Source organism: Magnetococcales bacterium, assembly GCA_015231755.1.
Taxonomy (GTDB): Bacteria; Pseudomonadota; Magnetococcia; order Magnetococcales; family Magnetaquicoccaceae; genus Magnetaquiglobus.
Genome location: JADGAZ010000034.1, coordinates 1 through 14,752 on the forward strand (window position 1 = coordinate 1; position 14,752 = coordinate 14,752).

A 14,752-nucleotide genomic window follows, 5' to 3' on the forward strand; every position below is an offset into this window, starting at 1 on the left:
TGGGACTCGTCACGGTAGTGGGAGTAGTGGCACTGGTCACGGTAGTGGGAGTGGTGGGACTCGTCACGGTAGTGGGAGTAGTGGCACTGGTCACGGTAGTGGGAGTGGTCGGACTCGTCACAGTGGTGGGAGAAGTCGGACTCGTCACCGTGGTCGGAGAGGTCGCGTGGGTCACCGTGGTGGGGGTGGTCGCACTGGTCGCGGTGGTGGGAGAAGTCGGGCTCGTCACCGTGGTGGGGGTGGCCACATTGGTGGTGGCGGCGACCGGCGGTATCAGTGGATTGAACGGCACCCCCGTATCGGCGGACAGGGTCGGCGTGGTGGCTGTCGTGGGTGTGGTGGCTGTCGTGGGCGTGGTGGGCGTGGTGGGTGTGGTGGGTGTGGTGGGTGTCACCATATTCCCCAGGTCAATCACCGCGCTTTCGGTGCCGGCATCGGTCTTCATGTCATCAAAGGTCGGCACCTCGGCCCCGGCATCCGTAACCTCTTCCACAGGCGCATCCCCGGCGGGGCTGGAGGTCGCAGCCGATTGGCTTGAACCCGTCGCGCTTTCGATGGGCGTCTCTTCTTCGGTGTAGGCGCTCTCGGTCGTCTGGGTCTCGGTGGAGCCCTCTTCGACATAATCCCCACTGCCCATCTGAATCGATCCCAGGGCTTGCAGGTCTTCGCTCGACGTGTTCTGCTCCGTGAACTGAGAAGACTCGGCAGACAGGTCAGCGGTGCGGGTATTCTGCAAAACCGTCAGGTCGTCCAGAGTTTGACGGGATTCTTCCTCGCCGTCCGCCATGTAGGTGGTATTTTGAGTCCCAGTATTTTCGGCCATTGTCAGAGTGCCCTTATTATGTCGCTCGTCGTACCACATCCGGGGGTCGAACGGGCAGGTGAATGCCTCAATCCAATAAACCATTCAGTCAAATTAAAAAGCAAAATTTGCGCCATTCCGGTGTGGTCGATGGCACCCGAACCCCTTGCAACCCTTTGCTTTTTTGGGTTCCAAGGGGCTGGATCTTCAAAGACGACCGATTGGAGCCGGGTCGTCAGTTAGATTTTTTACGTGTATATACCGTATCACTTGTCGTCGAACATAAATAGCAAAAAATCGATGCTCTAACGAACGCTATATAGATTTTGTTCACACAGGCGGATCCTGGGCTGGACCCGCCTGTGTTGAACCGTTGGACCGTTAACGCACGTCGGTTTGGGTGGGCATCAGGGTGGGTGCCAGACCTTGGAAGAAACGTCCCAGCACCGATCCTTCGTCGACGCCGCGCCGCAATTCCGCCAGTTCCGAACGGGAGATATCGCCGCTTCTTTGGACCAGTCGTGTGGCGGCTTTGAAGAAGCCTCCCTTGGGGAAGTTGTGGCCCAGCACGACCGCGTAATTGCGGGCCTCTTCCACCAGTCCCAGCCGTTGGGAGGCCAGTACCAGACTGAACAGCGCCTCTTCGACATAGGGGGTGGTCTGGAACTCCGGATTGTTGACCACCTGGGAGAAGCGGTTGATGGCGGCGATGTACTCTTCTCGATCCAGATAGAACCGTCCCACGACCATTTCCTGTTCGGCCATGCGGTTGGTACAGAGTTTCAGCATGCGTTGGGCTTCCCAGGCGTAATCCGATTTGGGAAAGCGGGTGATCAGTTCCCGGAAGGCGGTGATCGCTTCCCGGGTGCGGCTTTGATCCCGATAGGAGTCGGTGATGCGTTGATAATGGGACATGCCCCGCATGTAAAAGGCGTAGGAGGCGTGTTTATGGCGCGGATGCAGCCGGATGAAGCGCATGGAGGCGTTCACCGCATCTTCGTACTCTCCTTTTTTGTAGAGGGCGTAGATCAGGTTGAGTTGCGCCTTGGTGGCCCAGGGGGAGAAGGGGTGTTTTTGTTCGATCTCCTGAAAGCGTTCCGCCGCGGGTTTGAAGCGGCTGTTTTGCAGGGCGGTCATTCCTTCCATGTAGAGAACGTCCGGCGGTTTGGTGGGACCGGTTTCCGGTGTGCTGGAACAACCGGTGGTCAGCACCGTCAGACACAAAAGACCAAAAAGCCAAAAACGGTTGCGCATGATTCTCTTTTCCAATCTCGGCGGACGCGTGGGGCGGGGGTTGCGGGATGTGTGACTTCTTGACAGAATAATGGAAAAATCTTTCCAAGTGAATGCGCCAGCGCCAATTATTAAAATTTTTTTCAATCTTCCAAGAAAGAAACCATCATGACACCGTTTTCCGCCTGTCACGAGATCGCCAAACGAAACGGCTCGCCCCTGTTTCTGGTGTCCCGGTTGCTGGGGGAGAAGAAACGTCATTTGTTTCTCAGCGCCTACGCGGCCATGCGCATCGTCGATGACCTGGTGGACGAAAATTTTCTGAATGCCGATCATCCGGACCGTCACGTCAGCCGCCTTCTCACCCTGGAACGGATCGAACAATGGCGGAGTCAGGCTCTGGCCGCTGCCCGCAGCACCTTTGTTCCGGATGAACACAGTCTGGAACCGCTGGTTTTTTCCGCCTTGAGCGCCACGGTCGGGATCAGCGACCTGGGGGAGTGGCCCTGGAATGCCTTGGCGGACGCCATGATCCGGGATGTGCGGGAGGAGGAGATCGTCACCTGGGAGGATTTCCTGGCCTATTGCGAGGGGGCCACGGTCTCTCCGGCCACCACGTTCGCTTACATTCTGGCCTGCGAGGTGCAGGATGGTCGTTATGTGCTGGCCCAACCCCTGGATTTTTGTCGCGATCATGTGCGTCAGATGGCGATTTTCTGTTATCTGATCCACATTGTGCGGGATCTGGCCAAGGATGCCCGCAAGCAGGTTCAATTGATCACCATTCCCCGTCACATGCTGGCGCAAGCCGGATTCCGACGGGAAACCCTGGTCCGGGGGCTGGAAGACAAGGCCACTTTGGCACCATTGATCCGCGCCTTGCTGGAACAGGCCCAGGCTTTGTTGGTCCCGGGGCTGGAAACGATTCATCGTATTCCGCTGCGTTCCTTGGAACGGATGATTCTCAACCGTCTGCTGAAAAAATACATCGACCTCCACGCCCAGCTTCGTGCCGATCCGACCCGGTTTTTGTAGACCCGGTTTTTGTGAAAGGCGGATCAGGAGCGCCCCATGGCGCGCCACAGACAGGTCATGCGTTCCCGTTGGGTCAGGTCCGGACGGACCCGCAAGGTGTTGCCGCCACTGGCTTCGATCCGATCCAGCATGAGCATGCCCCGTTCCATGGCGTGGGCCAGTTCCAGCCGGAAGGGATGGGATACCTCCTCGATCAACGGCGCCCCGGCGATGAACATCGACCGGGTTTTTTCCACCAGATGCAACACCAGACTCCCCAGCATGGGGGTGAAACGTCGGCTCCAGATCATGTCGTCGGTGACGCCGAACTGTTCCATTTCGTCTATGGGCAGATAAAGCGGCAGATCCATTCGGGAGTCCCGCCCCAGATCCCGCCAGAAACCGGTCCACCACAACGCGCTCCATAAGGTGTCTGAATGGCGCAGCTTGTCCGCGAGGCGTACCTCGGGGGAGGATTCCATCTCGTTGGTCAGGTGCAGCATCAGATGACCCAGGGGAGCGGCGGCGAAGCGGCAATATTCGTTCAGCTCATCCAGGGTGCCGTGACGCTTGTTGGTGACATCCATGCGACAGGCAATCAGCAGATTGTGCAGCGGCAGATCCGGCAGTCCGGTGGTGGCGAACAGATGGGACAAGGCGCGGAAAATGGGTTGATCCGCCTGTCCGTTGCGGGCCAGTTCCAGACGACGGGCCCAGTCGTCGATCAATTGCAGTTTATAGTCGTCGTCACTGCCCCGCAGACGGGTGATGTCCCGGGCGGTCCAGGCAAAGGCGTACAGCACGAACCATAACGGCTTGATCCGTCGCGACAGAAACAGCGCGTGCAGCGGGGACTCGCCGGCGCGCGCCAAGGCGATGCCGCGACAGTAGGCGAAGTCGTCCGTCAGACGGGTGGGTATGGAAGCGAGGCGTTTCATGGTCGATTACTGTAACCTAAAAATCGCCTTCAAGGGAAGTCTTCACGCCACGATGCCAGCGGTTCCCGCAACACCGCGAACACGCCGCTTGCGCCGAAGTGGAACATCAGCCATTCCACCGGCAATTCGGGCCAGCGGGTCATGAGGATCGTCTCCACATCGTCGCCGGTTTCGCACACCAGCAGCCCTCCCGGGGTGAGGTGGTCCGGGGCCTGACGCAGGATCGGACCAAGCAGATCCAGTCCATCCGGCCCGGCCACCAGGGCCATGGATGGTTCCTGATGGTATTCGGCGGGCAGTTGTTCAAAGTCGGCCTTGGGCACGTAGGGGGGATTGCTGACGATCAGATCGTAGCGTTCCCCGGCCAGGGCGGCGAACAGATCCGATTGCACCAGCCGGACCCGTCCCCCCACCCCGAGCCGTTGACAGTTGACCGCCGCCACCTCCAGGGCACCCGGAGACAGATCCACCGCATCCACCTTGGCCCGGGGAAAGGCCAGGGCCAGGGAAATGGCCAGACAACCGCTGCCGGTGCCCAGATCGAGAATGCGTCGCACCCGGCTGGTGGCCAACCAGGGGGTGAATCCACGGGGGTCGTCCAGGATGTTTTCGATGCGCGACCGGGGGATCAACACCCGTTCGTCCACAAAGAAGCGGTGTCCGGCGAAGAAGGCCTCGCCGGTGACATAGGCGGCGGGTTTGCGCTGGGTGATGCGGGCTTCGAGCAGCCGTTCCACCCGTCGGGGGGCGTCGGCGGGGGGCGTCGGACGTTTGGCGGGTGGGGTTTCCGGCGGGATGCCGAAGGCGTGCAACACCAGATATTCCGCCTCTGGGTATGGTTCTTGCATTCCACTGGCAAAGCACAATCCCGCCCCGTTCAGTTGACGGGCCACCAGACGGATCCACCCGGCCACATCCCGGGGTGTCGGATTTTCCCGGGGTGCCCGGTTCTCCTGAGGTGTTCCAGGAGGGGAATGGCGGGTGCGTCCCCCGGAATGTCGGGGGTGTGTGGTAATTTTGTCGGAGTCGTGGGAGCGTGTGGTCATGGCGAGGATAAAAAAATTGGCGGTAGGCGGTTGCCACAGCTTGGCACCCAGGGAAATTTGACGTACTCTCTTGTTGGATTTTTGACGCATCGAGAGGGAATGGTCGGCTCCGACAGGCGGGAATGGCCGACCGGATCCACAAGGACATTCTGGTTCTTGACTCCGACCCATGGTAACCAAAAAGGCCAAGTTGACGACATCATGTACGGAATCATAGGAAAATCCCAGTGTATGCTGAAGTTGTTCAAAATGATCGAGCGGGTCGCCGCGGCCAACTCGACCATCTTGATACAGGGAGAAAGTGGCACCGGCAAGGAGTTGATTGCCAAAGCGGTGCATCACCTCTCCCCCAGGAAGGATCAGCCGTTGGTTCCGGTCAACTGCGGCGCCATTCCCGAGGATCTGCTGGAATCCGAACTCTTCGGTCACATGCGCGGTTCGTTCACCGGAGCGGCCAATACCCGCATCGGTCGTTTTGAGCTGGCCAATGGGGGCACCTTGTTCCTGGACGAAATCGGCGACATGAGCCCCAAGCTCCAGGTCAAGATGTTGCGGGTGTTGCAAGAAAAGGTGGTGGAACCCGTCGGTTCGGTGAAACCAGTCAAGGTGGATGTGCGGGTGATCGCCGCCACCCACAAGGATCTCGAAAAAGAGGTGGCGGAAAAACGGTTTCGCGAAGACCTGTTCTACCGTCTGAACGTGGTGCCGATCCATGTTCCAGCGCTGCGGGAGCGCAATGGCGACATTTTATTGCTGGTCAACCATTTTCTGGAACGCTCCATCAAGATTCACGAACGCCCCCGGGTGCTCATCGAACGGGACATCCAGGAGATTTTCCAGAACTACTCCTGGCCCGGCAACGTCCGCGAGCTGGAAAATCTCATCGAACGGTTGACCATTCTGTCGGAAGGCACGGTCTTGTTCGAGGATCTGCCTCCCAAGATCCGCAATCATGTGCCGGTTCCTTCGGTGCGGACGGAAGAGGAGCGGGAGACCCCCGGCAAGGAGTTCCCCCCGGAAAACGAACGTTCCCCCCTGCCTTCCCTGGCGGCGGACGCGGACACGGACGGAGAGCTGGACCGGGATGGGGAAGGGGATGTGGAAACCGGACAAAGCGTGGAAGCGGTCAATCGCATGATCGCCGCCTCCACCCAGGATCTGAACCAGAAAATCCTCGAAGGTCTGGATTTCAATGGCGCGGTGGCCTCTTTCGAGAATCAACTGATTCTCTCCGCCCTCGACAGCACAGGCTGGAACAAAAACAAGGCGGCGCGACTGCTGAATCTCAATCGCACCACCCTGGTGGAAAAGATCAAGAAAAAAGGACTGGAACGGCTGGAACGGGTTGAACAGGTCGAACGGATGGAGGAGTGACGTGGCCGCTCGGGTTTGGCTCTACGGAATCGGAAGGACCGCGTGGGTTTGGATGGTGCTGATCGGGGCGTTGACCCTGGTGTGGGCGCCATCGGAGGCTCACGCCTTTTTCACCGTGCTCAAATATAAAAGCGAGGATCAGGGCAGGCGGGAGATTCTTTCCTTCATGATTCCTCCCGGCGCCACCCGTCCCCACATCCGCATGGTGGATGCGGTGACCATGCGGGTGATCGTGCCGGGTGTGCTGGCGTTGCCGAACAACGAGCTGAAGCTGGATCATTCCAAGTGGATCAAGGATCTCAAAATGACCGACGTGCCGCGCGGCGAGGAGATGGGGTTGCAGTTGACCCTGATCCTCAAGGATGCGAACGTCAATTTCCGGGACTCGGTGGGAGAGCAGGATCCGATGGATGGATCCCTGTATCAACTGGAGTTCGATCCCCCGGTGTTGCCCACCGCCACCGGACAGGGACAGCTCCTGGAAGGGCGTGTGCTGGCGGGTCGGGATGGCACGCTGGTGTTGCTCTCCCACACGGGCAATGGTCAGCCTCAGCCGACTTTGGATCTCGGCGCCCATGTGGCCAAACTCGAATGGCCCGGCGCCGTCCTGGGTCAGACTTGGCGCACCGTGGCTCCGGGAGGATTGGCGGACAAGATCAACGCCTATGAGTTCAAGGGCAAGGTGGAACTGGAGGTCAATCTTCACGACTCGGTGAGTCACGTCAATTTTCTGCACGATCCCGCCGCCGGGTTGTACATCATGGCCATTCGTTCCAAGGATGGCATCGGTCGCCAGGAAGAGGCGGAAAAACTCCTCACCCAACGGCGCAAATCCGTGTCCGAAAAACGGGCCAATCCGTTGCGGCGTATCGGCAGTGTCGGCTACGAACCCCAACCCGACAACAAGATCCGCATCAACGAGCAGGAGGTGGATGAACGCCACTTTCTCGACAATGCCAGAGCCTCGGAGCGGGATCACCAGTATGCCAAGGCCCGGGGTTACCTCGACCGCTTGCTGGAACTGTTTCCCCTGACGAAGAATCGTGAATTTCTGGATTTCTATAAATACGATCTGGCCCGGCAGATGGATTGGAAACCGGGTTGGCTGCTCACCGAGCTGACCACTCTGATCTCCCGTTATCCCAACACCGCGGAGTATCCGGATCTGCGTCTGGCCCAACTGGCGTTGCTGAACCGTTCGGGACAGTATCAGGAGGCTTCCGCCATTTTGATGGATCCCAACCTGCCCCGGGAAAACCATCAAACCTGGCTGGAACGGGGTCGCACGGTCATGGGGTTGATTCAGTCCCACGTCGCCCCGGAAGAAAACCTCAAGGCCGGGGAGGAGTACCTGAAAAAAGTCCTGGAACAGACCCGTGATCAGGGACCGGGCGCCGCGGAGGCCCATTTTCTTCTGGCCCGACTCGCCCGGAGCACCGGGGATCACGAAGGCGCCATTCGCATCCTCGACGCCATGCCGCCGGAGCAGATCGCCCACATTGCCAATCATCCGGAACGGCTTATGGAGGTGGCGGATGTCTATTACAAGTTCCGGCGTTATCCCGAGGCGGTGCGCTATTACGCCCAGGTGTTGAGCCATTATCCCACCCATGCCACCATCACGCCCTGGGCCTTGCTGCGGGCCGCCGAATCCCATCGTCAGTTGGGACACGTCACCGACGCCACCCGGCTGTTCGAGCGGCTCAAGAAGGATCACGCCGACTCCGATGCCACGGTCTGGGGACGGATCTTCCTGTTGCAACTGGAAAAGGATCGGGATATCCACGACCGTCTCGACGAACTGGACAAGATTCTCCAGGCCATGGCCCTGCCCAAGGAGCAGGCGGAATCCTTCATGGAGCGGGTGCGCAAGCTGCTGGTGGAGACCAACCGTCATTGGGATGTGAAAAAGACCCTCGACCAGTTGGCTTCGCTCAAAAAAGAGTATCCCAAGATCGACGCCCAGGTGTGGGAGCGGATTCCCGCCTTGCAGCAGAAAATGGAGCAGAATTTCAAGGACCGTCTGACCCGCCTCGACACCCTGATCCAGGAGATTGCCCTGCCCGAGGCGTTGGCCGAGGCCTACATGACCAAGGCCGAAATGCTGGGTGAGGCGGGTCGTCACAAGGAGGTGCTGGAGACCTTGAATCAGCTCATGACCATCAGTTCCCGGGACAACATGGTGGCACGGGCCCGGGAGATCAAGCGCCTGTATCTGATGGAAGGCATGGCCAAGGCCCTGGACAATGGACGCCCCGAGTATGCCGCCATTCTGGCGGAGATTCACGGCGAGGATTGGCGGGAGGATCCTTCCTTCATTCCGGCCCGGATCCATCTGGCCGAGGCTTTGATGCGCATGGGGCTGCATGACGAGGCGTTGAAGCTGCTGAATGGTCTTCAGACCAACTCCGCCGTGGCCTTGACCCAGTTGGCCAACGCCCTTTCCCGGGAGAGCCTGCTGGATTCCGCCAACCCGGAGAGCGGCAAGCCCGGCGCGGCCAAGGCCAGCGGCAAGGGCGGGGACAAGGAGAATCCCTCCACCCGCGACGCGGCCCGTGTCCGTCTGGACGAGGCGGCCCGACTGGCCCGCAAGAAGGATTGGGAAGGGGTGCTGGTGCTGCTGGATGGGGTGCCGGAGAGCCTGTTCAATCCCAGCGACCGGGTGGAACGGTGGCGGACTCTCGCCAAGGCCGAGGCCGGATTGGAACGGTTTCCCCAGGCGGTGCAGCACATGGAGGATCTGCTGTTCGGGCGTCCCATGGGCGATGGCATGGATTATTACTGGTATGCCAGCATTCTCCATCAGTGGAAGGGGGATGAACGGGCTTTGCCGGCTTTCCAGCGGGTGGCCGCCGAGGCCCAGAACAAGGAGGTCCAGGCCCTGGCCCGCATTCGCATCGGCGACATCCTGCAACGCAAGGGTGATCTGAAGGGTGCCAAGGAGCAGTTCTCGGGGGTGCAGTCTTTGGCTCCGTCCTCCCCCTGGTCCAAGGTTTCGTCTGAAAACGCCTCTCAACTGGGCATGGCCCTGGATGTCAATCCATGACCCACACGACCCAACCACGTCGGGAACTGCTGCTGATCGGGGGGCGGAACGGGCCGGAACTCAACCGGTTCATCGTCCAATTGGGTGTGGCGGGCCTGGATACCACCCGCACCCCCAACGTGGCCGAAGCCAAGGATCATCTGGCCCGGGCCCGTTTCAGTCTGGCGGTGGTCGCCATGGAAAGCGCTCCCGACTCCCTGGAACGGATTCGTGAATTGACCTTCCTGTTTCGCGGATTGCCGGTGTTGGCCGTGGCCATTCGGGGCAGCGTCAGCGAGGCCCGGGAGGTGATCACCGCGGGTGCGGCGGATTATCTGCTGCTGCCGGTGGACGACGACAAGGTGGCCAGTCTGGTTCAGCATTTCGCGGATCAGTATTTCGATCCGGAATTGGGGCGGGGACGCCGGTTCATCACCGCCGACGAAGGCATGCGTCATCTGTTGCAACAGGTGCGACGGGTGGCCCGTTCCATGGCCACGGTGTTGATCCAGGGGGAAAGCGGGACCGGCAAGGAGTTGATCGCCCGTTTCGTGCATCAGGTGTCCGACCGCAACCAGGGACCGTTCATCGCCATCAACTGCGCGGCATTGCCGGAAAATCTCCTGGAATCCGAACTCTTCGGACACGCCAAGGGCGCTTTCACCGGCGCCCTCGCCGACCGCAAGGGCAAATTTTTGCAGGCCAATGGCGGCGCGATCTTTCTGGATGAAATCTCGGAAATGTCCCTCAATCTGCAAGCCAAGCTGTTGCGGGTGTTGCAGGAGCGGGAGGTGGATCCTGTGGGTGGTCGCAGCGCCATTCCTTTGGATGTGCGAGTAATCGCTTCCACCAACCGGGATCTGAAGGGTTGGGCCCAGTCCGGGCGGTTCCGTGAGGATCTGTACTACCGGTTGAATGTTTTTCCGGTGCGTCTGCCCCCCTTGCGGCAACGTCCCAAGGATATCCCGTTGCTGGCCGAGCATTTCCGCAAGCGTTTCGTCGAGGAGTTGGGACGCAATGCCATTCCCTTTTCTCCGGAAGCCTTGGCGGCTTTGAACCGTTACACTTGGCAGGGCAACGTCCGGGAGTTGGAAAACGTGATCCATCGGGCCTTGCTGATGGCCGAAGGGGAGGAGATCACCACGAATGATCTGATGATCGACGTGCCGCCTGCCCTTCCGTCCGCTTCTCATCATCCGGTTCCGGACAGCTTTTCTGACGAAGGGGAGGAGCATGACCCGGAAGACGAAGGGGAGGAGGAAAGCGTCGTCCATGGGGACTTCCCACGTCCGGAACTCGAAAACAGCGATCAGATCCGTCTGCCCGTGGGAACCACCGTGCGACAGATGGAGGAGTTCTTGATCCATCGCACCCTGGATGAGGTCAAAGGCAACCGGACCCGTGCCGCCGAGCTGTTGGGCATTTCCATTCGCACCTTGCGTAACAAGTTGAACGAGTATGCGGCCCGTTGACCTCATGCTTCGGGCCGGCAAACGGGTGACGGGTCACTGGAGTGTCCCGTTTCTGTTCGTTTGGTGTGTGCTGGTGATTCTGGGCGGATGCGCGGATCAGGTGGAAGATCCGTTGCTCGTGACTCTGGTTTCCAAGGATACCACCTTGGAGACCTTGCAACGTTATATTCGTCCCAAGTCTTATTGGACCGCCAAGGTCGAGGTGTTGGAAAAGAGCGCCGAAGAGGCCAGGGCCGTGTTTCAGAGCCATCATGACGCCTATCGTACCGGTTTGTTGTCCCGGCGGGAGGCGGTGCAGAAGGCGGTTCAGGAGGCCAAAACCCATCAGGGGGAAGCGGACGAGGCCCGGCAGGAGGCCATCCAGAAACATCGTACCGCCTTGGCCCATTCCAGAGACGAGGCCCGGGAGGCGGGTCGGGAGCTGCGGGTACGTTTGGCCCTGCTGCGCAAGGCGCGTGAAGAACTCGCACGGGTCCGATGACTATTGAAAAAAAAAGAAGGGGTCTGGGGGATTCATCCCCCAGGACTTTGACTTTAAAAAATAATAATTTTAAGATAAATTATTTATTTGTTTTGAAAGGAATGGTAAAAATTGGAATGAAAAATTCCTGGGGAATGAATTCCCCAGACCCCTTCTTTTTTTTCAATGGTTTCTCTTGGTTCCGGCTTGGGGGGGTGGATTACAGATCCAGGCCCTTCTTTTTGATCAGACGTACATTGTTGGCCCGATAGGTCTCGTTGCGACCGGGATACACCTCAAACTCGATATGATCCCCCGGACCGGGCACATGCTCGGGATCGGTCAGTTCCGAAACGTGAATGTATACGCTGTTGCGTTTGCACTTGGCGAAACCATACCCTTTTTCCGGAAAATAGACCGTCACCACCGCATGCTCGATGGCGCCGATCACCAGATTTTCTCCAATGTCGGTCTGGGCCTGACCGTTTTCCCCCTGCCGGATGACCTGTAACGCGATCAACCCCTCGGTCTCTGAACCGGAACCGGCGGTAAATTCCACCAGATCATCGGCCTGCATGTCGGAATACTGGACCTCCTGGGGCAGGATGAAAAAGCGGATCGGCTTGGCATCGTGATCCCGAATGGTGATGAATCCGGTGCCATCCTCCAGACAAGACTCCACCCGCCCCTGAAACCGACTCCCCAATACCAATACCGAACAGGCCTGGGGACGACCCTCCTTGCCGGGCTTGATGACAAATTGAACGTGATCGTTTTCAAAAACCGGCACCTGATGCACTACATATGTCATATGAAAATAGATTTCCTGGTACTCGTGATTCTCGGAATAATATTGAATAAATCCAAATCCCCGTTCTTTCTTGAAGGCCGACACCTTGCCAAAATAGGTGCGTCCCTGCGCGGGTTCTTCGTCGGCGAGATTGCGGGTCAGTTCGATGGGGGAGGCGGTGATGTACTCTCCCGGATTGGCCTGCCAGTGGATCGCGTAACGCTTGAGGGGTGTGGCCACCCCATTGACGCGAAAAGGAGGCATTTCCAGCAGATAATCCGCCAAAGGCCGGTTGACCATCTCGCCGGCCCTGGAAAAGATGGGAAAATCCTGGGGTTCGATGGGGTCGGGATGATGGAGCAGAATGGCATGTCCCCGGGCCTGTTCGCATAACATCAGGGCCATGTCGCAGGCTTGACCCAGAAAGTCGATGCGTTTGCCTTCGGCCAGATGCAAGGCGAGCGCCTCTCCCGTGGCAATGCCGATGCCACAGGAGAGACCATGGGCGGGATAGCGACGCTTTTCCTGGAGGTGTTCCTGCAGGTCGATGGCCACCTGAACCGCGTCCCCGGGGTGACGAAACACGCACATCACCCCGGAAGCCAGACACTTGACGAACTTGCCGTTGTGTCTGGAGGCGTGGGCGACCACAGCCGCGTAAAAACCGGCATGCAGTTCGGCCCATTCCATGACCGGACGGCCATCCTTGTATTGTTCGGCGTTATGGATTCTGGCGCACAGGAAGCTTTTGACAACCGGTTCGAGGCCACTCTCCCGCAGATGGGTCATGTGCGACGCGCCTTCAGGATGATGACCGGCTCCAGGGGAACATCGCCGTGACCTTTGTTGTTACCGGTTTTGACGCCGGCAATCTTGTCCACGGTCTCCATGCCCGAGGTGACCCGACCGAAAACCGCATAACCGAAGTCCCGTTTGCCGTGATTCAGAAAGGCGTTATCCGCGAGATTGATGAAAAATTGCGACGTGGCGCTATCCACCACCTGGGTGCGGGCCATGGCGATGGTGCCACGGGTGTTGGTCAAACCGTTGTCGGCTTCGTTCTTGATGGCGGCTTCGTTGGCTTTTTCTTTCATGTCCGGAGTCATGCCGCCGCCCTGGACCATGAACCCTGGGATGACCCGGTGAAAAATGAGTCCGTCGTAGAATCCCGAATCCACATAGTTCAGGAAATTCTTGACGGTGATGGGGGCTTTGGTCTCATCGAGTTCGAGAACGATATCGCCGAGAGTCGTGGTCAGGGTCACCATGGGGTGTTGTGCTCCGGTTGTGGGTTTGGTTGGGGTGTCGGCTGCCTGGACCGTGCCGACCAACAGGGTTGTCAAAAGCAGAAGAGTGTAAAAAAAGCGACGGGTCATGGTCAATGGATCCTTCCAAGTCTCTTTTGCGGTGAAAGAAAATTTCATGTCAGGCTAATAAAAACCACAAATGGTGCCGGACGCAAGGCTTCAAACCGATTCGGGCCTCTCACCCCGAAAAAAATCGTGTCGAGTCAAGCTACAGCCCGCTCGACCGGCGGATGGCCCATCGCTTTAAACCCATTGAGGGGACTTTGCAAATGGTGTGATCGATGTTTATACTGTCTTTAAGGTACGACCAAATCGAGTGGAAAGACGAGTAAGACAGTTGGTATTGGAACACGACTTTCCTTGGAAGTCCACGCGGTCAGGAGCGCGAGGATGAGTTCTGCATGGCCCCATCCGGTGGATCTCACGGATTCACAACGTCAGGCGATCGCCGCGCTTCAGCGGAACACCACCTATTTGTGGAAATCTTTCATTTCGTTGAACAAGGACAAGGATAAGAACAAGAATGCCTTTACCTGTCCGATCCGTCAAACCACCTATCAAAAAATTCGTAAAAGTCTGAACGAACTCTGCGAGGCGGGATTTTTTGAGTTCAATTTGATTCATGAAAATTCAGGTGTCGAAGGGGCGGTTTTGCAGTTGGAGATCTCCGAAGTCAGTGCCATCTTCAAGACGCTGATTCAGGAGTTGCCCCCGGAAATCGTGACCCCTCGTTCCGACCCGGTGCCGGTCGCCCCGCCGCCCCGTCCACGCAAGGCGCCTTCCACCAGACCTTTGACCCATCACACCGTTTCCTCCTCCCGTTCCTGGCCACAGTTTGTCAGGCCGTCGTGGTTTTCCAAGCCCGATGGATTGTCCGGCAAACAGCTTTGGCTGATCGGCCTGGGTCTGCTCTTGACCCTGGAAGGGGTGCGTTGGCAGGAAGAGTCCATATCCTCCATGGTGGCCAGCGTGGTTTCGCCCCAGGCTGTTTCGAGCCTCGATGCATCCAAGCCCGCATCCACCGCCATCCCTGTTGTGCCCGTCCCCCCGCAACCCAACCCAACTCCAGCATCCGGACCCAAAGCCGTCACTACCCCCCCAGCGATTGTTCTGGCTCAGGCTGCGATTGCTGAACCAGCCCCGGCCCCAGCTTCGACCCCGGTTCCAGCTCCAGTTCCGGCCTCAGTTCCAGCTCCGGCCCCGGCTCCGACCCCAGCTCCGGCCCCGGCTCCGACCCCAGCTCCGGCCCCGGCTCCGACCCCAGCTCCGGCCCCGGCTCCGACCCCAGCTC

12 protein-coding genes are annotated in these 14,752 nt (G+C 58.9%); 7 read left to right on the forward strand and 5 right to left on the reverse strand.

Annotation, left to right across the window (positions count from 1 at the left end; genetic code table 11):
• Positions 1-71 precede the first annotated feature (71 nt).
• Positions 72-578 (forward strand): hypothetical protein, encoded by a 507-nt coding sequence (locus HQL98_15850; GenBank protein ID MBF0273520.1) that lies wholly within the window; start codon positions 72-74, stop codon positions 576-578.
• A 605-nt stretch (positions 579-1,183) separates the two neighbouring features.
• Here the strand turns inward: HQL98_15850 and HQL98_15855 are convergent.
• Positions 1,184-2,056: an outer membrane protein assembly factor BamD gene (locus HQL98_15855; protein ID MBF0273521.1), complete on the reverse strand. Its 873-nt coding sequence runs from the start codon at positions 2,054-2,056 to the stop codon at positions 1,184-1,186.
• Positions 2,057-2,203: 147 nt separating this feature from the next.
• Here HQL98_15855 and HQL98_15860 point away from each other — a divergent pair, with 147 nt between their 5' ends.
• Positions 2,204-3,070, forward strand: coding sequence for a squalene/phytoene synthase family protein (locus HQL98_15860; GenBank protein ID MBF0273522.1), 867 nt, complete (start codon positions 2,204-2,206; stop codon positions 3,068-3,070).
• A 23-nt stretch (positions 3,071-3,093) separates the two neighbouring features.
• Here HQL98_15860 and HQL98_15865 read toward each other — a convergent pair whose 3' ends face one another.
• Positions 3,094-3,987 (reverse strand): squalene/phytoene synthase family protein, encoded by an 894-nt coding sequence (locus HQL98_15865; GenBank protein MBF0273523.1) that lies wholly within the window; start codon positions 3,985-3,987, stop codon positions 3,094-3,096.
• Between the two features lie 29 nt (positions 3,988-4,016).
• Positions 4,017-5,033, reverse strand: a complete 1,017-nt coding sequence (gene prmB / locus HQL98_15870; GenBank protein ID MBF0273524.1) for a 50S ribosomal protein L3 N(5)-glutamine methyltransferase — start codon at positions 5,031-5,033, stop codon at positions 4,017-4,019.
• 201 nt (positions 5,034-5,234) lie between these two features.
• Between prmB and HQL98_15875 the strand changes: the two genes are divergently transcribed.
• From HQL98_15875 to HQL98_15890, 4 genes are read left to right on the forward strand one after another with little or no spacing between them, the layout of a single operon-like run.
• Entirely contained in the window at positions 5,235-6,407 is a 1,173-nt protein-coding gene (locus HQL98_15875; protein MBF0273525.1) for a sigma-54-dependent Fis family transcriptional regulator, read from the forward strand.
• Between the two features lie 52 nt (positions 6,408-6,459).
• Positions 6,460-9,453 (forward strand): tetratricopeptide repeat protein, encoded by a 2,994-nt coding sequence (locus HQL98_15880; protein ID MBF0273526.1) that lies wholly within the window; start codon positions 6,460-6,462, stop codon positions 9,451-9,453.
• Positions 9,450-10,904 (forward strand): sigma-54-dependent Fis family transcriptional regulator, encoded by a 1,455-nt coding sequence (locus tag HQL98_15885; protein ID MBF0273527.1) that lies wholly within the window; start codon positions 9,450-9,452, stop codon positions 10,902-10,904. The genes HQL98_15880 and HQL98_15885 overlap by 4 nt, the downstream gene beginning before the upstream one ends.
• Positions 10,891-11,385 (forward strand): hypothetical protein, encoded by a 495-nt coding sequence (locus HQL98_15890; protein ID MBF0273528.1) that lies wholly within the window; start codon positions 10,891-10,893, stop codon positions 11,383-11,385. The genes HQL98_15885 and HQL98_15890 overlap by 14 nt, the downstream gene beginning before the upstream one ends.
• Positions 11,386-11,584: 199 nt before the next feature.
• Here HQL98_15890 and HQL98_15895 read toward each other — a convergent pair whose 3' ends face one another.
• Together HQL98_15895 and HQL98_15900 are read right to left on the reverse strand one after the other, a co-directional pair.
• Complete coding sequence (locus HQL98_15895) at positions 11,585-12,943, reverse strand: cold shock domain-containing protein (GenBank protein ID MBF0273529.1); 1,359 nt, start codon at positions 12,941-12,943, stop codon at positions 11,585-11,587.
• On the reverse strand, positions 12,940-13,530 hold the full coding sequence (locus HQL98_15900) for a peptidyl-prolyl cis-trans isomerase (GenBank protein MBF0273530.1): 591 nt from the start codon (positions 13,528-13,530) through the stop codon (positions 12,940-12,942). The genes HQL98_15895 and HQL98_15900 overlap by 4 nt, the downstream gene beginning before the upstream one ends.
• A gap of 321 nt (positions 13,531-13,851) precedes the next feature.
• Between HQL98_15900 and HQL98_15905 the strand changes: the two genes are divergently transcribed.
• A partial coding sequence (locus tag HQL98_15905) for a hypothetical protein (GenBank protein ID MBF0273531.1) occupies positions 13,852-14,752 on the forward strand: 901 nt, incomplete at its 3' end.